This window comes from Corynebacterium sp. MSK310 (genome assembly GCF_030227355.1).
GTDB lineage: Bacteria > Actinomycetota > Actinomycetes > Mycobacteriales > Mycobacteriaceae > Corynebacterium > Corynebacterium rhinophilum.
On sequence record NZ_JASPFZ010000022.1, the window covers coordinates 1 to 21,557 of the forward strand.

Annotated in this window: 24 protein-coding genes and 1 pseudogene; 11 read left to right on the forward strand and 14 right to left on the reverse strand. The window is 56.8% G+C overall.

Annotated elements, in window-relative coordinates; genetic code table 11:
- Positions 1-678: 678 nt before the first annotated feature.
- The gene (locus tag QP891_RS10855) at positions 679-915 is read left to right on the forward strand and encodes a helix-turn-helix domain-containing protein (RefSeq protein WP_284785694.1); all 237 of its coding nucleotides are present in this window, start codon (positions 679-681) and stop codon (positions 913-915) included.
- Positions 903-1,265, forward strand: coding sequence for a DDE-type integrase/transposase/recombinase (locus tag QP891_RS11905; RefSeq protein ID WP_350309342.1), 363 nt, complete (start codon positions 903-905; stop codon positions 1,263-1,265). Before QP891_RS10855 ends, QP891_RS11905 begins: the two co-directional genes overlap by 13 nt.
- A 471-nt stretch (positions 1,266-1,736) precedes the next feature.
- On the opposite strand, the gene QP891_RS10860 is transcribed toward QP891_RS11905, so the two are convergent.
- From QP891_RS10860 to QP891_RS10875, 4 genes are all read right to left on the reverse strand, one after another.
- Positions 1,737-2,240, reverse strand: a complete 504-nt coding sequence (locus tag QP891_RS10860) for a hypothetical protein (protein ID WP_284771231.1) — start codon at positions 2,238-2,240, stop codon at positions 1,737-1,739.
- A 349-nt stretch (positions 2,241-2,589) separates the two neighbouring features.
- Complete coding sequence (locus QP891_RS10865) at positions 2,590-3,510, reverse strand: DUF5926 family protein (RefSeq protein WP_005279695.1); 921 nt, start codon at positions 3,508-3,510, stop codon at positions 2,590-2,592.
- A gap of 20 nt (positions 3,511-3,530) precedes the next feature.
- Positions 3,531-4,235 carry a glycerophosphodiester phosphodiesterase family protein gene (locus tag QP891_RS10870; RefSeq protein ID WP_284771232.1) on the reverse strand — a complete coding sequence of 235 codons (705 nt, stop codon included), beginning with the start codon at positions 4,233-4,235 and terminating at the stop codon, positions 3,531-3,533.
- A complete protein-coding gene (locus tag QP891_RS10875; protein WP_284771233.1) occupies positions 4,235-5,182 on the reverse strand; it encodes an L-lactate dehydrogenase in 948 nt (315 codons plus the stop codon). Before QP891_RS10875 ends, QP891_RS10870 begins: the two co-directional genes overlap by 1 nt.
- 87 nt (positions 5,183-5,269) lie before the next feature.
- Between QP891_RS10875 and QP891_RS10880 the strand changes: the two genes are divergently transcribed.
- On the forward strand, positions 5,270-7,012 hold the full coding sequence (locus tag QP891_RS10880; RefSeq protein WP_284771234.1) for an alpha/beta-hydrolase family protein: 1,743 nt from the start codon (positions 5,270-5,272) through the stop codon (positions 7,010-7,012).
- Here the strand turns inward: QP891_RS10880 and msrA are convergent.
- Positions 7,009-7,656 (reverse strand): peptide-methionine (S)-S-oxide reductase MsrA, encoded by a 648-nt coding sequence (msrA, locus tag QP891_RS10885; RefSeq protein WP_284771235.1) that lies wholly within the window; start codon positions 7,654-7,656, stop codon positions 7,009-7,011. The two genes, QP891_RS10880 and msrA, sit on opposite strands and share 4 nt — an antisense overlap.
- 163 nt (positions 7,657-7,819) lie before the next feature.
- Here msrA and QP891_RS10890 point away from each other — a divergent pair, with 163 nt between their 5' ends.
- The 3 genes from QP891_RS10890 to QP891_RS10900 all read left to right on the forward strand — a co-directional run bounded on the left by QP891_RS10890 (position 7,820) and on the right by QP891_RS10900 (position 11,008).
- The gene (locus tag QP891_RS10890) at positions 7,820-8,422 is read left to right on the forward strand and encodes a superoxide dismutase (protein WP_284771236.1); all 603 of its coding nucleotides are present in this window, start codon (positions 7,820-7,822) and stop codon (positions 8,420-8,422) included.
- Between the two features lie 125 nt (positions 8,423-8,547).
- Positions 8,548-9,699 carry an MFS transporter gene (locus QP891_RS10895; RefSeq protein ID WP_284771237.1) on the forward strand — a complete coding sequence of 384 codons (1,152 nt, stop codon included), beginning with the start codon at positions 8,548-8,550 and terminating at the stop codon, positions 9,697-9,699.
- A gap of 10 nt (positions 9,700-9,709) precedes the next feature.
- Positions 9,710-11,008, forward strand: coding sequence for a copper oxidase (locus QP891_RS10900; RefSeq protein WP_284771238.1), 1,299 nt, complete (start codon positions 9,710-9,712; stop codon positions 11,006-11,008).
- On the opposite strand, the gene QP891_RS10905 is transcribed toward QP891_RS10900, so the two are convergent.
- Positions 11,005-12,438: a TM0106 family RecB-like putative nuclease gene (locus tag QP891_RS10905; protein ID WP_284771239.1), complete on the reverse strand. Its 1,434-nt coding sequence runs from the start codon at positions 12,436-12,438 to the stop codon at positions 11,005-11,007. The two genes, QP891_RS10900 and QP891_RS10905, sit on opposite strands and share 4 nt — an antisense overlap.
- A gap of 68 nt (positions 12,439-12,506) precedes the next feature.
- Between QP891_RS10905 and QP891_RS10910 the strand changes: the two genes are divergently transcribed.
- Both QP891_RS10910 and QP891_RS10915 read left to right on the forward strand, forming a co-directional pair.
- Entirely contained in the window at positions 12,507-13,139 is a 633-nt protein-coding gene (locus QP891_RS10910; RefSeq protein WP_284771240.1) for a DUF6474 family protein, read from the forward strand.
- A gap of 200 nt (positions 13,140-13,339) precedes the next feature.
- Complete coding sequence (locus QP891_RS10915) at positions 13,340-13,651, forward strand: histone-like nucleoid-structuring protein Lsr2 (RefSeq protein WP_284771241.1); 312 nt, start codon at positions 13,340-13,342, stop codon at positions 13,649-13,651.
- A 4-nt stretch (positions 13,652-13,655) separates the two neighbouring features.
- On the opposite strand, the gene QP891_RS10920 is transcribed toward QP891_RS10915, so the two are convergent.
- Both QP891_RS10920 and QP891_RS10925 read right to left on the reverse strand, forming a co-directional pair.
- The gene (locus tag QP891_RS10920) at positions 13,656-14,294 is read right to left on the reverse strand and encodes a response regulator (protein WP_023018163.1); all 639 of its coding nucleotides are present in this window, start codon (positions 14,292-14,294) and stop codon (positions 13,656-13,658) included.
- 37 nt (positions 14,295-14,331) lie between these two features.
- Positions 14,332-15,495 carry a sensor histidine kinase gene (locus tag QP891_RS10925; protein WP_284771242.1) on the reverse strand — a complete coding sequence of 388 codons (1,164 nt, stop codon included), beginning with the start codon at positions 15,493-15,495 and terminating at the stop codon, positions 14,332-14,334.
- Between QP891_RS10925 and QP891_RS10930 the strand changes: the two genes are divergently transcribed.
- Positions 15,494-16,024: a DUF2020 domain-containing protein gene (locus tag QP891_RS10930; RefSeq protein WP_284771243.1), complete on the forward strand. Its 531-nt coding sequence runs from the start codon at positions 15,494-15,496 to the stop codon at positions 16,022-16,024. The genes QP891_RS10925 and QP891_RS10930 overlap by 2 nt on opposite strands.
- Here QP891_RS10930 and QP891_RS10935 read toward each other — a convergent pair.
- Together QP891_RS10935 and QP891_RS10940 are read right to left on the reverse strand one after the other, a co-directional pair.
- On the reverse strand, positions 16,021-16,173 hold the full coding sequence (locus QP891_RS10935; RefSeq protein WP_284771244.1) for a hypothetical protein: 153 nt from the start codon (positions 16,171-16,173) through the stop codon (positions 16,021-16,023). The two genes, QP891_RS10930 and QP891_RS10935, sit on opposite strands and share 4 nt — an antisense overlap.
- A complete protein-coding gene (locus QP891_RS10940; RefSeq protein ID WP_284771245.1) occupies positions 16,173-16,835 on the reverse strand; it encodes a class E sortase in 663 nt (220 codons plus the stop codon). The genes QP891_RS10935 and QP891_RS10940 overlap by 1 nt, the downstream gene beginning before the upstream one ends.
- 35 nt (positions 16,836-16,870) lie before the next feature.
- Between QP891_RS10940 and yidC the strand changes: the two genes are divergently transcribed.
- Positions 16,871-17,815 (forward strand): membrane protein insertase YidC, encoded by a 945-nt coding sequence (yidC, locus tag QP891_RS10945; RefSeq protein WP_284771246.1) that lies wholly within the window; start codon positions 16,871-16,873, stop codon positions 17,813-17,815.
- Here yidC and QP891_RS10950 read toward each other — a convergent pair.
- From QP891_RS10950 to QP891_RS10960, 3 genes are all read right to left on the reverse strand, one after another.
- A complete protein-coding gene (locus QP891_RS10950) occupies positions 17,772-18,380 on the reverse strand; it encodes a TetR/AcrR family transcriptional regulator (RefSeq protein ID WP_284771247.1) in 609 nt (202 codons plus the stop codon). The two genes, yidC and QP891_RS10950, sit on opposite strands and share 44 nt — an antisense overlap.
- A 78-nt stretch (positions 18,381-18,458) precedes the next feature.
- A complete protein-coding gene (locus QP891_RS10955) occupies positions 18,459-18,710 on the reverse strand; it encodes a GlsB/YeaQ/YmgE family stress response membrane protein (RefSeq protein ID WP_005279667.1) in 252 nt (83 codons plus the stop codon).
- Between the two features lie 177 nt (positions 18,711-18,887).
- On the reverse strand, positions 18,888-19,787 hold the full coding sequence (locus QP891_RS10960) for a universal stress protein (protein WP_284771248.1): 900 nt from the start codon (positions 19,785-19,787) through the stop codon (positions 18,888-18,890).
- Between the two features lie 120 nt (positions 19,788-19,907).
- On the opposite strand from QP891_RS10960, the gene QP891_RS10965 reads away from it, so the two are divergent.
- Positions 19,908-20,954: a pseudouridine synthase gene (locus QP891_RS10965; protein WP_410757620.1), complete on the forward strand. Its 1,047-nt coding sequence runs from the start codon at positions 19,908-19,910 to the stop codon at positions 20,952-20,954.
- Between the two features lie 195 nt (positions 20,955-21,149).
- On the opposite strand, the pseudogene QP891_RS10970 reads toward QP891_RS10965, so the two are convergent.
- A pseudogene (locus tag QP891_RS10970) lies at positions 21,150-21,410 on the reverse strand (integrase core domain-containing protein); the annotation flags it as partial.
- Between the last annotated feature and the right edge of the window lie 147 nt (positions 21,411-21,557).

Here is a 21,557-nt window from a genome sequence, read left to right on the forward strand (position 1 = left end):
GCACGTGCTGGCCCCTGACACCATCACACTGCATGCTCTATCGAAAGGTAGAAACACCACTCAAACGGACTTGACCGACAACGATCCAAGCCAAGCGTAAATCTACTTTTGATGACCTGGTCAAGCGCATGTGTGATACCGGTGAGCTCAACCGGGTGTGGATGTCAGATATTATGGACCTGGCCCCTGTTTGGTGGACACCTGATATCCGGCCCAGTCGGGTTGGCAAGATTGGTAATCTGCCACCATGTCCAGGTATTCCGAACAGTTCAAACGCGATGCCGTGGCCCTCTATAAGGAACAATGAGGGCCTCTCGCTGAACTCAGCATTAGCCGAACTCGGCATCAACCGAGCTTCGCTGCATTCTTGGGTCAAAAAGTACGGCACCGGCAAACGTGCCCGCATTAAAGCCGTGCATGATAAAGCCCAAGCGGCGAATGATTCGTGAGACGGATCCGCCAGCTAGAGAAAGAAAACGCAAAACTGCGCGAAGAACGCGACATCCTGCGCAAGGCCGCGAAGTATTTTGCTTAAAGCAACTCACGGGAGTTCTGCTTCCAGTGTGGCTATGACCCCCGAACCAAGTACTCGGCTTATGCGGATGTGTAATGTGTTAAAGCTGAATCGTTCCTCGTTTTATAAGTGGGTCCAAACCCGTAAAAAGCGCAGGATAAGAGATGTATTCTGATGCCCTTATTGGTGCAAAAATCAAGGCCACTTTTGATGATGAGCACGGGCTTTATGGTGTTAAACGCATCGCCGCAAGCCTGAACGAGGACACGGCGTATGCCCCGGTCAACCACAAGAAGGTCGCACGAGTTATGAAAAGCCATGGGACTTCAATGGCTTTACAAAACGGCGTCGATGCATCACCACCAGGCGCAAACCTGGTCACCGTGTCATGCCAGATTTAGTAGGCCGTACATTCACAGCCAACGAGCCGAACCGTGTGTATGTACGCGATATTACCTACCTGCCGTGCAGGGGAGGCAAGAACATGTATGTGGCTACAGTCATTGACACCTATTCACGCAAACGTGCAGTTTATGCACTCGCAGACCACATGCGTGTCTTATTGGTCATCGATGCTCTAGCCCACGCACACGGTGTGCGTGGCAGTCTTGATGAGGCCATTTTTCATTCCGATCACGGCAGCGTGTACACCTCACAGGCCTTTAGGAACTATTGCTCGTCGTTGGGTGTGCGCCAGTCCATGACAGCGGTAGGAACTAGTGCTGATAGAAGCCCTGGCAGAGTCGTTTAACGCTACTTGAAAGCGGGAAGTGCTGCGTGATCGGAAGGTCTTTGACAATCCGATCTCCTGCCGTCAGGAAGGAGCGTGTCAAGTTGTTTGTGTGTGGGGTTGGATTATAGGTATTTGTCGAAGCAGTCGGGGAAGGCTACGGCCAGGTTCCAGATACACCACACTAATGGACGCAACCGGGGCACTTCACTTCTTCCGTCTCTCGATGAGTAAAGATCCCATTACAGATACAGCAAAAGCATAAACCGTGACAGCAATGAGCTCACCGATTGAAGAGGCTTGGGAACCGTCCTTGACTATTAGTGCCAGAATAATAAGAGCTGGAATGGCCCAAAATACCGCCACAGTAGCAGCGATACGTGATCGTCCCGGTTCCTCAGGCGTGCGAATAGCTGCTAACCCCGCACAGATTGAAAAACCTAGCACGAATAGCACAAAAATTGGCCAGCTATGCATATACGGTAGTCCTTTTTATTTCTTGCGAACGTGGTCCAAGTAGAACTTAACTGTAGCGTTCATAATTTTCTGCTTCACACTTGTGGGGACTAAGCTCCAAGCACCTTTACCGATCGTGCCACCTGCACAGCTAAAGATAGCGTTTTTGACATAGTCGCCGCCACCTTCCCCACGATTCACAAGGTCCACCAAAAGAGAAGTCGGAATACTGGATAAAGCACCAGACGCACACCAGGCAACCGCTGAAATGGCTACGCCAGCGATCACCGGAAGAGCGCGTTCCCCATTATTTGCGTCTACCTGCGCCCTATTAAATTCTTTAATCGCTTCGGAGCCGAGGTAGTCATGAATCTCCTCGATCTGCTCTTGCGTTGGAGCGGGACCGGTCGTAGTGTATTCCGTTTGACTTTCCATAAAAGCACTCTTCGACAATGGTGCTGCCTGTGCAACAGTCATTAAAGTTGTAGGCAAAGAGAGCGCCAGACAAAACGCGGCCGCACGAGTTTTCAAACGCGACATCGTACTCCCAAAAAATTGACTTCAGATACGCGCATAAATATACAGCTCGAAGCAGATAATGCAACAGGGAGACTGAAGTGTCCCAGCTTTTGTTCCGTTTGAGTGGCTGGGAAAACTGGGACACTTTACTTATCGATGCATACCCCCTCCTGACCGGTTGCGCTCATGGAATTTGCTCACCTGCAAGAGGCCGATCGTGGTTACTACCGCCGGAAAAACATCAGCCCCACACAAAAACCCACTTCCCCTTGTACTACTAAATCCGAGGTAGCCACAGCGGCAAGACGCACAAAAGCGGCCCTTTCCTCCTTATCTTTTTGAGGTAAAGGGCCGCTTTGGTGTGGTGCGTTTAGCGCAACGTCACCTGGCGGGACTTGATGTTTTCTAGCTGCTTGCGCTCTTCTGCGTTCAATTGCGCGTCATTGGAGATTTCTTCTTCCAAGGCCTTATCTACGCCCGCGAGCTTGTCCTCATAAGAAGAGTAATCAACCTCGGGCTGCACGTCAAAGACGGGAGCGATGAGTCCGTGGGTGCGGAAGACTCCGGCGAACTTGGTGTCCTCGCCCAGGTTCAGCTCGCCGCGCGCGGCGACTCGCGCCAGGGCGTTGAGGAATGCGGCCTCATCGTCGTTCGGGCGCACCCAGCGCACGTGCGCTTTGCCGCCGCCGGCATTGGCCCAAAAGGCGGTACCGGTAATGTCCTTGCCCACCTGGTGGGATTCGATGACCGAGTCATTGGCGGCGCGCATGGACTGCGATACCTCAGGGGTGACCTGCGCGCCTTCCGGAATCCACCAGCTGAAGTCCTGGTGAACTTCGATGTCGAGGGTGGTTGCGGCATCGATAAGCTCACTAAGCTCTGGCTGCGAACCATCGGCCGCGGTCGATTCCAAGGTAGAGCCTGGCTCGTTGTTCTTTACCCAGTTCAGGGCGAAGGCCAGATCCCGGCCGGGGTTATGAGTGTGGGACTGCACCTGCAGTGCCACAAAAGCATCGCCGCCGAATTCCTCATCGCGGATCAGCGCCGCGGTGGCGCCCGGGAGGACGGTAGAGACGTAGACGTTCCTATCGCAGCCCTTCACGTCGAGCTTCGCAAAAGCGGAGGGCACGAACTCTTGCATGGCAACGAGGGAAGCCTCCGCCGCAAGGCCGCTATAGGGGCGTGGGTCCTTTTCTAGGGCGGCGCGCTCTTTGGCGCGGGCAGCAAGCTTCGCCTGACGGCGGGACATGCCCTCAGGCAGGTCTTCTTGTTTCTTTTTCTTCTTGGCCATGCCTCCAAGATACCTGCTTTCTACAGCTCAATAGCGCGCAGGGCCACCTCCGGCTGATTGGTGGCAAGCATGTCCACGCCATTGGACCAGGCCCACTTCATGTCCTCCGGCTTATCAACGGTCCACATATACGTGGGCAAACCCTGCGCACCGATAATGGCCGCCTGCATCTTGGCGCGCAGCAGGGAAACCCCCAGGGCGCTCGGCCGCGACCACATGAAATCCGAGCGATTGAAATGGCGTTCCCAATCTCGGCGCAGGTAAATGCGGTCAATATGCGGTGCCAAAATTTTCATGCGCCGGATGGCCTTATGGGAAAAGGAAATAACGTGAAGGCGCGGATCCTCATCAAGCCCGGCGGCGCGCAGTCGTTCCATGACCCGCTTTTCCAAGGCGCTACCTTGCCCAGAGGGGTGCTTGGTTTCAATATAAAGGTGGTGAGGCTTGTCCTCCAGCATGGCCAAGAGGTCATCGAGAAGCATCATGCGCTGCCCCTTGCCGATGTCGACCTCGCTCAGCTCCCGCCAGTCCATCGCCGAAACTCGCCCGGCGCGCCCCGTCGTTCGCTCCAAGGTGGGATCGTGCTGGACTACCACCTTGCCGTCGCGGCTTAACCGCACATCGCACTCCACGCCATGGATAGGAAGCTCCACGGCCTTTTCAAAAGCTAAGGGGGATAGCTCCGGGTATTTTCCGGAATATCCCCTATGCGCGACGATGTGCACTAGCCAAAGAACTTTTCTTTGATGTCATTGAGCGTCTTTGCAGAAGCGTCGAAGCGCTCCTTTTCGTGCTCGTTGAGCTGCAGTTCTACTGGGCGCACGATGCCGGTGCGGTTCACGATGGCCGCGGTGCCGATGTAGAGGTCCTCCACGCCGTACTCGCCCTGCAGGTAAGCAGAGACGGGAAGCGCCACGTCCTGGTTCTGGATGATCGCGGCGGTAATGCGTGCAAGCCCCATGCCGATGCCGTAGGAGGTCGAGCCCTTTGCATCGATAATGGAGTAGGCGGCGTCGCGGGTTTCTTCAAAGATCTTTTCAATGCGCTCGGCGTATTCCGGATCCTTTTCCAGCTTCTGCGAAAGCGGCACACCGGCAACATTCGCGGTGGAGACGGCCGGTAGCTCAGAATCGCCGTGCTCACCAATGATGTAAGCGTGTACGGACTTCGGTGCCACGCCTTCCAATTCACCCAGCATGTAGCGGAAGCGCGCGGAGTCCAGAATCGTACCGGAGCCGATGACCCGCTTGTGGTCAAAGCCGGAGGCCTTCCATACCGCGTAGGTCAGGATATCGACCGGGTTGGAGGCGACTAGGAAGATGCCGTCGAAGTCATTAGCAATGACATCCGCGACGATGCTGTTCATGATCTTGACGTTCTTATCCACCAGGTCAAGGCGGGTTTCACTGGGCTTTTGGGCAGCGCCGGCACAGATGACGACCATGTCAGCGTCCGCGCAATCCGCGTAGGTGCCCTTGGTGACGCGGGTGCGCTGTGGCGACCAGACTACGCCGTGGTTGAGGTCCATGACATTGCCTTCCAGCTTCCGCTCATCGATGTCGATGATGGCCAGGTGGTCGACGATGCTCTGGTTGACCAGTGCGTAGGCGTAAGCGACTCCCACGTCACCCGCGCCAATGAGAACGACTTTATTTCCTACATGCTTTGCCATAACCCCATTGTGCAACGCTTAGCGGGGTTTTGCATGCGGATTGTTTCACACTGCGCAACGGAACATGTTCTGGGATAATGGGCAACCATGAAACGCGCCTTCAGCCGCGCTGCACTAATTTCTCTTGGCGTAGTCGCGGATCTCACGCCCGTCGTCCGCATGACCAGCCGACAAACGTTGCCGCCTCATATGTCGGCCGGGATTTTAGGCGCAGAGCTGGCCACGTGGGCCGCGGTATCCCCGTCCCTGCTGCCCCGCCCGTGGTGGGTAACGGCGGCAAATGTATCTATCGGGCAGGCCATCGGGCACCTCGGGGCGGCCTCGACGAGCTTTGTGCTCAACCGGCTGGGCAAACGCCCGCAAGACCGTTTGGGCCCGCAACACCGCCAAATCTTGCACTTAGCTATTGGCGCCGGCACCGCCTTCAACGCGGCGCTCTCGCTGCGCAACCAGGAAAAGCAGGCGGGTCTGGTCAATAAGCAATTGGTTCGCGGTCCGGCTACCGCGGCCATCGGCCTAGCCGCCGGCACCGCCGGATACGGCGCCCTGCTCTTGGTAGGCGAGGCCGCACAACTAACCGTGACCAAGTTATCGCGTCAATTGGGTCGCTGGGTTCCAGCACTCGTGGCCTGGCCGGTCGTCACCGCAGGTCTAACCTTGGCCGCGGTGAGGCTATCGGACCGCGTGGTATTCCGTCGCTGGATCCGTTCGCTCTCCCACAAGGCACAGCGCTTAAACAAGCAAATCTTTCCCGGTACGTCGATGCCCTGGGAGCCGGAGCGCTCCGGCAGCCCATGGTCACTTGAACCTTGGTCCGCGCTGGGGCAACAAGGGCGGCGTTTTGTCTCTAACGGTCCGCGCGCCCGCGATATTCGCACCGTCACCGGCGCTCCCGCCAAAGAACCCATCCGCATTTATGCCGGCTATATCCCAGGGCGCTCCTTTGCCCAAGCGGCGAAGAAGGTGCGCTCAGAATTGCAGCGCACCGGTGCGCTGCGCCGGGATACCATCGTCATTCAGATGCCCGCGGGATCCGGGTGGATTAATAACTGGGGCGCGAGCTCCTATGAGTTTTTGACCGCCGGTGATTGCGTCACCGTCACCATGCAGTATTCCTACCTGCCCTCGGTTTTTGCCTACCTCGTGGATAAAAACGCGCCCAAGCGCGCCGCGGCCGAGCTCATTTCCGTGGTGCAAGAAGAAATTGACAAGCTCCCAGAAGAAGACCGCCCGCGTCTCTACCTTGCGGGAGAATCCCTGGGCGCCTACGCCATTATGGAAAACTTCCAGAACAAGGAAGAACTTCTCGCCGCCTGCAGCGGCGCGGTCTTTTCTGGCCCGCCGCGGATGACGCGCTTTACCCAGCGCCTGCGCCGCGATATCGGCTCGCTCGAGCGGCTCCCCGTCATCGATGGCGGACAACACGTCCGCTTTGTTGCCCACCCGGAGCACTCGCGCCGCGATGCCTTTGGCAACGATTTTTCCTCGAGCTGGCGCCGGCCCCGCGTGCTCATTGCCCAGCATGCCTCCGATGCCATCGTGTGGTGGGACCTAAACCTAATGTTCCGCCGCCCCACCTGGATGCATGAACCCCAACCGGAAACACTCCGGGCGGATACGCTCCGCCACCTGCGCTGGGCGCCGTTTATTACTTGGTGGCAGATTGGCCTAGACCAGATCAACTCCCTAAACGTCCCTGGTGGCCACGGGCATAACTATTTTCAGGAGATGCTCTGGTACTGGAACGAGGTCCTAGGCTCCCAATCGCGCCTGAACCTCACTCCAAAATTAGCTGGAAAAATCGCCGGATTTATCCGCCTCGACGCCTAATCGCACTTCACACCAGTGCTGTGGTGCGGGCAGTACCCGTTCGGCACCTTGTGCAGGTACTGCTGGTGCTCGTCTTCGGCCAGGTAGTACTCGCCAGAGTCCGTATCAGCTAAGCGTTTTACTTCGGTCGTGGTTTCCCCAAAACCAAATTCTTTGAGCTTATCCGCGTAGCTATCCACGATTTTTTGGATCTCTTCCCGCTCTTCTTCAGTACGGGGATAAAACGCGGAACGGTACTGCGTGCCCACGTCATTTCCCTGGCGGAAGCCCTGCGTCGGATCGTGGGCTTCCAGGGCCTTCACCACGAGCTCGCGCAAGGAGATCTTCTCTGGGTCGTAGATAACTTCCACGGTTTCTGCATGGTTTGTTTGCCCGCGGCAGACCTCATAATACGTGGGGTTCGGGGTGGTGCCGCCGGCGTAGCCCACAGATGTGGACTCGACGCCATCGGTCTCCCAAAACATCTTTTCCGCACCCCAGAAACAGCCCAGGGCAATCAAAATCGATTTCTGGCCGTCCTTCCACGGGCCGGTAATTGGGGTATTCAGCACCGCGTGCGGGGCGGGGTCCAAGACCGGCTCGCTGCGGCCCGGCAATGCATCTTCCGCAGCCACTATCTTCGGTTCTGGTTTAAACATCCACATCAGTTAAAGCTCCTTTCTCCATTTCCCTAATAACGTTGTACTGGGCAAATAGATTCCCGGGCCACTAAATATTCGCTGTAATTGCAGATTTCAAATTAATCATGGCGAAATCTTTCGATCGTGCCTATCATCGGGACACGTACCCGAAGAAAGGATTACACAAATGGCTGTTTACGAACTTCCTGACCTCCCATACGCATACGATGCACTGGAGCCACACATCTCCGCAGAGATTATGGAGCTCCACCACGACAAGCACCACGCAACCTACGTGAAGGGTGCTAACGCTGCCCTCGAGGCACTGGAAGAGGAGCGCAACGGCGAGGCTAACCCAGACCGTATCCGCGCCCTGTCCAAGAACTTGGCATTCAACCTGGGTGGCCACACCAACCACTCCATCTTCTGGAAGAACCTGTCCCCGAACGGTGGCGGCCAGCCCACCGGCGAGCTGGCAGAGGCTATCGACCGCGACTTCGGTTCCTTCGAGAAGTTCCAGGCACACTTCGCTGGTGCCGCTACCTCCCTGCAGGGTTCCGGCTGGGCAGTGTTGGGTTACGACCACATCGCTGACCGCCTGATCATCGAGCAGCTCACCGACCAGCAGGGCAACGTTTCCGTTGACTTCACCCCGCTGCTCATGCTCGATATGTGGGAGCACGCTTACTACCTGCAGTACAAGAACGTGAAGGCTGACTACGTCAAGGCCGCATGGAACGTCTTCAACTGGGACGACGTTGCAGAGCGTTTCGCTGCAGCTAAGAAGTAACTTTTAACTTAGTTACTTTCTGCCGCCTTTCCTTACTGGAAGGGCGGCATTTTTATGTTTGCGCTAACCCCATCAAGGGTGTGGTGCAATTTACACCGCCGCCTGTGAGGAGAATGCTGGTATGCATGACCAGAAACCGGCGCGCCACCATCGCCATGCTCCTTTTGGGCTTGGCGGTGTTTTCTAGCCTCTATACCACCCAAGCAATTTTGCCCACGTTGGTAACGGATATGGGCATCTCACACACTGAGGCGGCCATGACCGTGTCGGCCGCCACCGGCGCGTTAGCCATCTGCGTGGTTCCGGCGTCCATCCTTTCTGAGCGCTATGGGCGCGGGCGCATCCTCCTCATTTCCGCCATCGCCGCCACCATCCTGGGCCTCGTGGTGCCCCTAGCCCAAGAAGGCTGGCAGCTCATTGCCCTGCGCGGGCTGCAGGGCGCGATGTTATCTGGTGCTCCGGCGACGGCCATGGCCTGGCTATCAGAAGAGCTCGAGGATCATGCTTTGCCTAAGGCGATGGGCCTTTATATTGCCGGTAATTCCGTGGGCGGGCTCACCGGCCGCATTATTCCCGCTGGCTTGGTGGAGTTTTCCTCATGGCGCTGGGCGATGCTCGGTTCCGCCGTGGTCTCCCTGGCCTTTGCCATCACCTGCTGGCTCCTCCTGCCCGCCCAGCGGAATTTTCACCCCAAGCCAATTCATTTCCGCTCCGAGCTGAGCGCGGTCTTTGGGCACTGGGCAAATAAGGATCTTGCCACACTATTTATCGTTGCCTTTTTATCCATGGGCACGTTCGTGTCCATGTATAACTTCCTCACCTTCCGCCTGACTGGGGATTTTGGCCTGTCGCCGGCGCTGGCTGGTTTTACCTTCCTGTTTTATCTCTCTGGCACGTGGTCCTCGGCTCGGGCGGGCACGCTGGTCGCGCGCATTGGGCACGGAAAAACGATGGTCGGTTCCGCCGCGCTCTTTACCGTGGGCATTATCCTCTGCGCCGGCAACCTGGCAATGACGCTTATTGGCATGGTGTGCCTGACCATCGGTTTCTTCGCGGTGCACTCCACCGCATCTGGCTGGGTGGGGCAACTGGCCACCCACGACCGCGCCGAGGCGTCCTCAATGTACGTTTTCTGCTATTACCTGGGCTCATCCATCGTGGGCGCCTTGGCAGGCGTGCTTTTCGATGCCCTCACCTGGCACCAATTCATCGCCTGCTTCGCCGCCTTCGCACTCGCTCTCACGGGGTTGACTTGGACCAAGGTTAAATCCGACTAAACTCGGTTTTATGCCTCAAGATAAGTGGTCGAGCCGCACCTGGCACCGCAAAGCCTCACGCCCCGTGTCCATCTGGATGATGGTCTTCATCGTGGTGGGCGCAGCACACATTTTCGTGCCCAATTATCGCTGGGTACTAATCCACCTCTTCACGTTGGGCCTAGTCACCAACAGCATCCTGGTGTGGTCGCAGCACCTCACGGAAAAATTCGTGCAACAAAAACTGCCGGATTCCGCCCGCCCCAAACAGCTCGCGCGCATCTATATCCTCAATATCGGCATCATCATCGCCGTCGCGGGCCAAATCCTCGTGCAATTCTGGGCTCACCACTGGATACTGACCCAGATCGGTGCCACGCTTATCGCGCTTACCGTTTTATGGCACGCGGTGGCCTTGTTTACCCAGTGGCGCTCCGCTAAGGATAAGCGCTTCCGCCCAGTTGTCGGCGCCTATGTACTATCCGCGCTGTGCCTGCCGGTAGGTGCAGTCTTCGGCGCAATCCTGGCCATTCACCCGGGCGATCCGCAGTTGCTCTTGGCCCATATCGCCGCCAATATCGGCGGTTTCATCGGCCTTGCCGCGGCAGGTTCGTTGACCATTCTCTTTCCCACCATCTGGCGCACGCAGGGCACCAATGAGCGCATGTCCTCCTCGTTCCTGCTACTTACCCTGGGCGTGGTGGCAACGACGATCGGCGCGTTCCTGAACTTCCCGCAGCTCGGGCTGATTATCTATTGCATCGGCTGGATCTTGAGCCTGCAGCAGTGGCTCGGCAATGTCATCGACGTCGCCCGCGCACCGCGCGACCGCGTTAACTTTGCCTCCGTCTCGGTGCTGATGGCCGCGCTCTGGCTGGTGCTTTCCCTGACGTACTACACCACGCAGCACTTCCTCGTGGCAGAACCAGGGCTTCCCACGCTCGGCCTCGTGGTGGGCTTTGCGGCGCAGCTGCTCATCGGAGTCATGAGTTATCTTCTTCCCACCACCATGGGCGGCGGCCCCGGCGCGGTCCGCGCAGGACTGCAAGAGCTGGATCGGTGGGGCCTATTGCGCGCCACATTCGTCAATGGCGGCCTGCTTATCTGGATCGCCACGGATATCTCCGTGCTCAAGGTAGTGGCCTCGCTGTTATGCATCGGCTCTTTGGCGGTCTACCCCATATTCATCGCCCGCGCGGTCAAGGCCCAAAAGCAGGTGTTGATGAAAAAGGCGGAAGGTCCCGAGCCAAAAACCACCGCGGACTGGAACCAAATCTATATCGGCATTGGCATCCTGCTGTTCATATATGTCTTTATTGCCGCGCTCTAGAGCTCCGGGATTCCCGGCGCGCCGTCGCTCATCCACTCACGCACTATCCGGGTGGCGTGCACATCGCCGGCGTTATAGTCCAAGAGGCGCTGCCGGACGCTCATGTCGCCGGCCAGGGCCTCCCGGCGCGCGTTCACGGATTCCTCGCCATCAAAGTCCTCGTCCGGCCACCGGAATCCCGCCACTGGGGCCACCACTTTGAGCCCCAGCCCAAAGGGCCCCGCGAAGGATCTCTTCACGTAGGCAAACATATCCACCCACTCCGGGGAAGAGATAAAGTCTTCTACGTCCCGTTCATCTACCTCCCGGAAGCGCTGCGCGGAACGGCGCATCCAGTGGTTCTCGCCGTGGGCGGAATAGCAATAAGCGGCAAAGGTCTTGCCCTCCGCATGCGCTGTATCGCGCAACCGCATCAACCACCGCCAGAATTCGGCGAAGATCTCCGCCTCAGCGCGCCCGCCTAGCGGCTCCCAGGTCACGAAGGGGTGGTACTCGCCCTCGAACCACGCGCCCCACAGGTAAGCGCCCTGGTCCATGTAGGCTTCCATGTCCACATCCACCTCGACATCCGCGCGCGGCACCGCTGTATCCCCGCGGCGCAACAGCGTCTGACCGGAGCGCCACGCGGCCGCGAGGCGGGAGGGCTCGCCCGCATTGGCATCGATAAGCGCCTGCACCGTGGTAATGCCGCGCTCGCGAAAGGGGCGGGCGAGATCGCCCGGTAAGAAAAGGGAAATATCGTCCGCCGCCACCAGCTCTTGCTCGCACAGGGGCCAGAACCTACAACTCGCGCATTCCTTGACCCGCACCGGCGCGGTGGGAAGCGGCTTATCCCAAGCGCGCTGCACGTCAAACTTCGCCGTCTCCGTGAAAAAGGCCTGCTGGCGGTCCTGCCCGATGGCACCGCCGCGCCCAGAGTTCAGGCCCATGTCTTCCAAGGCCTGGGCGGCGAGCGCCAAACGATACCCATCGACGGCATGGTGGCGGGACTTATACGGAACCTCCATAGGCTCGCTCAGCCCAAGGCGATGGGTGGGCACGGCAAGCGTGGTTTTCTTTGGGTTCTTGCGCGCGACGCGGTGGTTGCTCACAATAATGGGGGTATAGGAGCTGCCCTCTCGGAGTAGCAATTCCACGTGTACTTTCCACTTTTCGGTGGCAAAGACCGCATTGGTGATGTGGGTATAGCCGGAGGCAATGGCCTCCAGCGTGGCCATGGCGCGTTCCCAATCATCGCCTTTTAGATCGATGCGCCGGAAACGGCCAGGGGCTTTGCGCGGGAATAATTCCATGACCGCGTCTACGGCGGCGCTGTGGCGTTCGGCCCTAGCGATCGAGGATCGGGTGCGCGGAATCTCCGGGTGGGCGCGCCGCTGCACCAAGCGATAGCGGCACCCAACGAGATCCGAAGCTACAACGACATCCTCCACACCGGGTGAGCTTAATAGAACAGCAAGGTAATGTTGAATCCAGACTCGATCAAACGTAAGGGAAAATAATGAGTATCCTCAAGAAATTGAAAAAGGCTCGCCAAGAAGCGCGTGCGCAGGCCAAGGCGGCAAAGGCGCGCGCCAAGGCTGAGGTAAAGGCCCAGTCGAAGGATCGTCGCCGCCAACAAAAGCTCCTTGCCAAGCAAGAAAAGCACCTTGTTAAGGCCGAAGAAAAGGGCCTCAAAAAGCGCCGGAAGCACGAACAAAAAATGGCGGAAAAAGAACTGGAAAAGTTGCGCGAGGGCCACTTTAATTCTGGCAAGGTCAAGCGCTATGCAGGCGCATTGCGCACCGCCGCCCCGCTGTTGCTTCCCCTCGTTTATCGCGCATTTGTGGGCCTTAAGTCCGAAAAAGAAAAGCGCAAGGCTCACAAGGCAGGCGTGAGTTCCGCGGAAATGGCCTCTTTTTCTGGCTATGGCGCCCCGCTCAAGGCCCGCACCGCCGGCATCCGTAATTCCCTCAAGGATGTAGATCTGCCCGCCGGCTTCAAGCGCGACGTGCGCGAGCGCCTCGAGGAGGTTGATTCCGCGATCGATAACGCCGAATTCATGACGGAGCAGCAGCGCCGCCGTGCACATAAGACCATTAGCGGAGAGATCGATTCCGTTACTGCGGAGATTCAACAGCGCCTGGGCGCTTAATTTCTCTTTTTCTTTCTACCAATCGCCGTTCACCTTTCTTTAAGGTGGCGGCGATATTTTTTACGCGAGCGCCAATAAGTAAATTTTTATTGTCTATTAATTTCCACACTGGTAGAATTGAATTAAAGTTAATTCAGATTCCAAATGCCGGTATTAGGCAAACATATCGACGCAATAAACCATGAAACCATGGAGGTACTATGGCACGCCGCGAAATCACGCAATTTTATGATGACCTAGATAATAAACTCATTGGTGAGGATGAATTAGAAGTAGTTCGCTTCAGCGTCAACGGACGTAGCTACCTCATGGATCTATCTCGCGACAATGCTCGCCGCTTCCACGAGGCAATCGCTCCCTTTGTCGAGGCCGCACATGCCGCCCCCGATGCCGAGTCCCCACAGGTCGATCCCCGCAAGGTCCGCGAATGGGCAAAAAAGCAGGGCCATGACGTAGCGCGCCGCGGCAAAATCCCCCAAGACATTATCGACGCCTACAACGCCGCCCACTAGACGTTCAAAGCACGCCCTGTTCCCTAGCGGCCGCCACCGCGGACGTGCGGGAGCGCACACCCAATTTGTCATAAATGTGCACCAGGTGGGACTTCACCGTGGCCTCAGAAAGCATGAGGTCGTGGCCAATTTGCCGGTTCGAGGCCCCCGCCGCCACCAGTTGCAAAACCTCTAGCTCGCGCGGGGTCAGCGAGGTGCGGGGCGTGCGGACTCGGGTCATGAGGCGATCGGCCACGATGGGCGAGAGCGCCGAGTCCCCCTCCGCCGTCGAATGGACGGCATCCAAAAGCTCCTGCGGTGGAGCGTCTTTTAGGAGGTAGCCCACCGCGCCTGCTTCGATAGCGCCGAGGATATCCGCATCGGTGTCGTAATTGGTGATGACCAACACCTTGGGCGGCGTGCTCATGGAGGAACGAATCTGCGCGGTGGCTTCGACGCCACCCATAACGCGCGTTCCCTCCAGGCCCGCCCCGAAGCGCAGGTCCATGAGGATGACATCGATACCGCCTGCTTGTGCCGCAGACACAGCGGCCTCCGCCGTCGCTACCTCGCCCACGACGTCGATATCTTCGGCACCTTCAAGCACCGAACGCAGCCCCAGCCGCACAATCTCGTGGTCATCTGCCAAAAGGACCCGAATCACGACATCCCTCCTATCGATGTTTTTCTCAACCAAAAGTTTAATCTACCGCCTTATCAAAGGGCACACTAACTGACACAGCCGTTCCCTCCCCCGGCGCGGATTCTATGATCACCTCGCCGCCCAGCTCCTGCGCACGGCGCTGCATGGCAGAAAGGCCAATATGCCCCAGACCCGCCGGCGCGCTTTCCACCATCGCGGGATCAAAACCCTGCCCATTATCCACCACATCCACGCGCACCTCGTCGGTTTCATAGGTGACGGTGATCCGGGCGCGGCTGGCGTGGGCATGCTTGACGATGTTCCCCACCGCCCCCTGTGCAATCCGCAATAGCGCCGCCTCTATTTTCATCGGCAGCTGTTGCTCCGCGCCCTCGCTTTCGACCTCCACCTGGAACCCCGCCGTAGCGGCGAAGTTTTCCGCCATGCGCGTCAGCGCCGCCTCAAGGGATGTCTCCGTCAGTGTGGGAGGCTGCAGCGCCGCAATCATGGCCCGCGCCTCATGCAGGTTATCCGCCGCGGCCCGCCGGGCGAGCTCAATGCGCCGCCGGGCGGCGGCAATGTCGTGTTTATCCAGATCCCGGTCGGCGGAGTGCAGGAGCATCTGAATTGATGACAACCCCTGGGCCAAGGTGTCATGAATCTCATGGGCGATGCGCTGGCGTTCGGCCACCATGCCGGCGTCTCGTTCCGTGGCCGCCAATTGCGTACGGGTTTCTACTAGCTCCCGGTTCATGCGCGATAAGGTGCGAAACGCATAGGTAATCGCCACGGTTACTAGTGCCGAGACCGCCGGTCCCATCACTCCACCAAAGGTCAGACCTCCCGGTATCTGCACCACGACAGTGAGCACGGTCGCACCGATGACACACAGGATACCTGCGGTCACATCCAGCACCGTCAGGTACAAAAAGTACATGACGAATACCAGATAAATGGCGGCGGGAGCCACGAAAAGATCCGCACCCCATAACACCGTCAGGATGCTTATCCACAAGTAGCGCATGGGCCGCGGCCACTGCTCCGCATAGATCGATCCCGCAAAGTAGACGGCCGCGAACCCCACCAATAGCAATAGGTTAATAAGGGACTGCGATAGCGGCATTTTCACCGAAGTAAAAATACCCACCACTAACAGGACCGCAGTCAAGAAATGAATGCCGGTACGCAGTGCATCAGAATCCCGATCTAATGTGGAGCTCATGCGCAAAAGCCTACTTGTCCTTCTCGCCCTGACCGGAATAGGGATCGCGGGATGCCAGACCGAACAAGCAGACCAGACCGAACCGGAACACGAGGTGACACCGGAAAGCGCCGCCATCAACGTCGCACAGACCGCAGAGGTCAACGAGTGGAGCGATTGCCCCTATATCGATCCCGGCTGGTTGGAAAATACCAATGGCGAGCGTCTTACCAAGCAGGGCATCGACACGCGCTTTCCCACCCCCGCGTGCGTCTTCTGGTCTTATCAAGACCACCCGCAAGCTACCGTCATCGTGCGCGAGATGCCCACTGTAGAAGACGCCCGCGCCGCGGTGGATTGGGCCGCGCCAATCGATGCCACCGAGCCCGCCTCCTTTGCAGGCTGGGAAGGCGGACGGGGCATCGTCAATGAGCAGGCCGTCTATGCCGTGCAAAAGGATACCCACGCGGTGCTGGTGTGGAGCAATCAGCAACAGACCTTCAAGTCCGAGCAGATTGCTCAGGAAGCCATTGCCAATTTAGGGCTTTAAACCGCGACGTCGTTATAGGGCATCATCGGCGAAACCCAGGGGAAGACAACCTCCATGAGGAGGAAGAAGATTCCCACCGCAATGGCGATGGCGAGCAGCGCCTTCACTGGCTTCGGTCCTGGCAATAGATTCCACAAAGCGCGATACATTACTTAGCTTCCTTTCCAACTTCCATCGCGTGCACGATCATGCGCTCGGCGTTGGAAAATTGCGGGTGACAGGTAGTCAGAGTCAGCATTCCCCGCGTGGGGTCCGCTTCAGTTCCTGGGACGGGGTCGATCACTGAGACATCGCCAGGCGTGGTGATGTGCCTGCCTGCAACATGGCTATATTCTTCTGGTACTTCATCGAAGCAATCCGCATGCTCGCCATCGATAGGCAGCACCTTGTAAGTAATCTTTTCCGTTTGGGTTTCGATGATAACGTCATCGCAGGTGTGCAAAGAACCCAAATCATTAAATGGGGCACCCTTGCCTACGCGGTGCCCAGCCACCGCAAAATTCCCCGTCTCACCTGGCATTTGTGTGTCCTCATAGTGACCAGGTCCGCGTAGAAGATCATCATCATCCGTGCCTTGAATGATGGCAAAATGATAATCCGAGCCAAAGGCTGGGATGTACATCTGTGCGAAAGCCTCTCCCAAATCTGGGTCCACTTTCTCCCGGGGGTTGCGCCACTGCTCTTCTAATTTTGCATTAGCTTCATCTTGTAAGCGCCCTGATTCCACATTCGTCCAATAGGCTTCATAGAATGCAAATAGAACTAAAACCAAACCAATGGTTAGCATGAGTTCGCCCAGAACTTTTGTCATGTCCTAAACCATACTTCCTCTCCGAAAGGAAAACCATGTTCGAGTTCTTCATGTACCCGGTTTCCGGAATCATGAAATTCTGGCATTGGCTGATCAGCGGCTTCGTTGATGAATCCGCTGCATGGCTTGTCTCCATTTTCCTTTTGGTACTCACCGTGAGAGGCATCGTTATCCCCCTCAACTGGATGTCGCTGCGCTCCGCACGCATCGGTGTCCTCATGCGTCCGGAGAATAACGATATCTCTAAGGAAATGAACCAGGCCAGCACCAAAGAGGAAATGGCTGCGCTCATCAAGAATCAGCAGGATCTCATGAAGAGCTATAACTACAAACCTGCTGCTGGCTGCATCCCACCGCTCATCATGATTCCGGTTTTCATTGGTTTGTACCAAGTAATCCTTCGGATGTCGAAAATCGATCAGGACTCAAAGACCGTCGGCATGCTCAATGCTGACGACGTCGCCGCCTTTCGTGAAACCACATTCTACGGTGCCCCAATCACTGACTTCGCCCGCGATCACGGCGATCTTCTTAATCCCGTCCTCATTGCTGCCATCGTCTTTACCATGGCGAATTCCATCATCGCCCTAATCCGCAGCTTCCTCACCACGCAATTCGATCTAAAACTGAACCGCCGCATATTCATTTTCATGGGCATTTTGCTCATCATCGTGCCCTTCTTCCTCTGGCACCTAGCTCATAATGGCCCCATTCCCGTCGCCATCATTATTTATTGGGCCTGTGCATATTGGATTACCCTCATTCAGACCATCATCTTCGAAATCATGCTGCGCGAGTTCTACCCGCTTACAGATGAAGTAAATGCGATGCGTCGTGAGAGCCTTCAAAATTGGCGGAATAAAGAAAAACAACCCGCTCTTTCCAAGGAGGAGAAAAAGCGGGTCAACCGGCTGCGCATTGAGGCGCGCAAGCACCTTAAATCGAATAATCAGCAGGAGGAGCCGAAAGCATCTGAGTAGCTAGCTCGCGGGCGGTATAGAGTGGCCCTGCTTCTTTGGTCAGGCGGGATCCGGCGAGACCGCCATCGAGGAAAATCAAGAGCTGGCTTGCTTGGGAGGCCGAGGGATAACCGTTGCGCTCCGTCAACAGAGCCGTCAAGGTAGAGTGCACCCAATTGCGATGCTGCATGCAGGCCGCGACGATGCCGCGCTCCGAATCCGTTTCAGGCCGCGGGTACTCGCCCGCTGCATTCAAGAAGTGCGAACCGCGGAATCCTTCCTCCGGCTCTTCCTCAATGACCTTGTCAAAAAAGGCCAAGATCTTTTGGTCCGGATCCTGCATGGCAGCCGTCCGCTGCTCCCAGTCCTGGCGGAATTGTTCATCCAAGGACTCTACGTAGGCAATAACCAAGGCATCCTTGGAACCAAACAAGGAATATAGGGATGCCTTGGCCACATCCGCTTCGCGCAAGATGCGGTCAATACCGATGACGCGAATGCCCTCAGTTTTAAAGAGCTTTGTTGCAGATTCCAGCAATCGGCTCCGCGGGCTGGGGCGATTGCGGCGCGACTTCTTCTCTGCCATGGATTCCTCTCTACAACGACAAAACCGGTTCATCTATACTTTATAGACAAACCGGTATGTACGCTAGTTATATGCGGACTATTGTTTCACCTTGTCCACAATCCACAGCAAGATGCAAGCACCAGCGGTGGCAGCGACGATGGAGAAGATCCAACCACCGCTAGCCTCAATATTCAGTAGCTGGATAATGATGCCACCGATGAGGCCGCCGATAACACCCACCACCAAGTTGGTAAACAACCCGTGGTCACGCTTCATAATCTTCTCTGCCAGCCAACCGGCAATGATACCAACAATGATTGAAGTAAATAGACCCAAACCTAGTCCCATGATTTCCTCCTAATATAAACGTGTCGAATACTGCCCAGTTTAAACCCCTGTGACTCAAGTGGCGATAACAAATGCGACACATTTGTATAGCAAAGTGGCTTTAAAACACCAGAAGCGCTCCACTCCTAGCTCTAAAAGCCGGGAGAAGAGCGCTGGGAAGTCAGGCTAGTGAATGATTTAGCCTTCGTCGTCTGGGCGTACCACCATCATCGGGCACGGTGCAGACTGCAGCAATGCGCGGGAGGTAGAGCCAAGGACCATGCCCTTGAATCCACCACGGCCGTGGGAACCAACGACGAGAAGCTGCGCGCCTTCGGCGGCCTCCGTCAACGCACGGACGGGCCGGTCACGGGTGATCTGCTTCTTCACCTCAACATCTGGGAACTCTTCGCGCGGTTCCTTCAGGTTTTCTTCCAGCACCTCAGCTTGTTCCTTTTCAATCTCTGACCACTCAGACTGAGCTGCAGAGAGGCCGGCGAGGGATGCCTGGATTTGCATATCCATCCAGGTGTGCACGGCAACGAGGGCCGCGCCGCGAGCCTGGGCTTCGCGGAAAGCATAGGAGGTTGCCTTCTGAGAAACCTCGGAACCGTCCACGCCAACGACAACTGGGCCGTATTTGGTGGAGTCGGTGACGTTATTATCTTCACGAACCACAACTACCGGGCAAGCGGCGTGGGAAACAACTGCTGCGGAGACAGACCCCATGACCATGCCGGACAGGCCGCCCATGCCGCGCGAACCCATCACGACCATGGTGACGTCTTGAGACATTTCCAAGAGCATATCGATGGGGGAGCCCTCTGCGATGGTGTGCCCAATCTTGAGCTCTGGGGCTACCTCGTGAGCGATTGCACGAGCTTCCTCAATCTTTTCCAGGGTGTCGTCCTGCAAGTCATCGTAGAGATCCTTCGGCGGAACCATACCTTCTGCATACAGGAATTGCGGTATGGTGTAGCTCGATGCGATGCGCAGCGGGATTTCCCTCTTCATCGCCGTATTTGCCGCCCAACGGACGGCGTTCTTTGAGGCGTCAGAGCCGTCGACGGCGACGACTACAATGTCTTCCTTAGCCATGATCTTTCCTTTCAGTGGTTATAACTTAATTATAGTACGGATTAGGCTTAATGGTTGACAGTTGCAGGATCAGAATTGGACGGAGAGAAAATTTCGAGGAGCGTTCGGAATACGCCCCATATCACCGCGCCAATTCCGTCATTGAAAAAAGCCAGCACCTGGTCCGCGAGAGAATTAATATCCATGTCAAACACACTAATACACCACAAAAAAGGATTCAGCCCTTTGCCCATTAAAAATGGGCTCAACCCCACGCGCGTACGCACGCCGGAGGAAGGTCTCAGCACCTGGGATTTTCTCAGCAAAGTCATCTCCTCGCAGCGCCACCGCCACCCTAATGATGATGCACAGGCACTGCGTGACCGATTCACCGCGGGCGAGGTAGTCCTGCGCGATCAAACTCCCCTAAAGCCAGGTACCGTGCTCGGCAAAGATGTCGATGTCTTCTTCTACCGCATCCCCGCACCAGAAGCACCCGTGCCTTATGACATCCCCATCATCTATGAAGATGACAACATCCTGGTAGCCGATAAACCCCCATTCATGGCCACCATGCCGCGCGCCCGGCACATCGTCGAAACCGCCACCGTACGCCTTCGCCGTTCCACCGGAAATAACGAATTAGTGCCGGCACACCGCCTCGACCGCCTCACCTCGGGCCTTCTTCTATTTACCAAGCACAAGGACGTCCGCGGCGCCTACCAGTCCCTCTTCGCAGAAAAGAAAGTCCACAAGACCTACCAGGCGGTCGCGGAATTCCGCCGCTTGCCGACGCCCCTCCAATGGTCCTCCCACCTAACTAAAACGCCCGGTGAAATCCAGGGACGAATAGCAGATGGTGAACCAAATGCTTTCACCACACTAGAATCGGTAGAACCCATTGATAAGGCCCCTTATGAAAAAGTTCACGGTTCACTGGCTGACCTCGGCATCTACACCCTAAAACCACAGACTGGGAAGACCCATCAATTGCGGCTGCACATGTGGCAGGCGGGCATACCGATCCTCGGCGATCCTGTCTACCCCACGATTTTCCCTGAGGAAGCTGAAGACATGTCCGTGCCCATGCACTTAACAGCGACGGACTTAGGATTCACGGATCCGCTCAGCGGAAAGCCGCGCCATTTCAGCTCAGGACTTCCACTGGCCACGCACAAATTGCTTTAAGCCTGCAATGTCCCAGGCTTTGTTCCGTTTGAATAGAGGGGAAAATCTGGAACGACCTGACCTCCATTTGGTGGCCACCTGATATTCAACCCAGTCGAGTTGGGGAGATGAAGTGCCCCGAGTTTTATTCCTAGGCATGTGCCTTGATTTCTATTATGGGCCTGACCCCCGGAAAGTGGGCACGTCGGGGGTTAGCTATGCTGCTTTGGTCAGTGTAGCTGATGTGAGTGCTTCGAAGTCATCGGGAGCTAGAAGGTTGCACCACGAGTGTCGCCGGCGCGTGTTGTAGCGCATGCACCACCTAAAGACTTCCTGACGGCAGATAATGGGATTGCCAAAGACTTTCCTATCACGCAAGACTTCCCGCTTTAAGGTGGCGTTAAACGATTCTGCTAGGGCGTTATCTGCACTCGTTCCTACCGCGCCCATGGACTGGCGCACACCCAACGACGAGCAATGAGCGTGTCAAGTTGTTTGTGTGTGGGGCTAGGTTTATAGGTATTTGTCGAAGCGGTCGGGAAAGGCCACGGCCATTTGGTTGATGGCTTGTTTCCAGCCGGAAACTCGGGCTCCTTCCATGAGTCTGCCGGCTGTTCTTGAGAC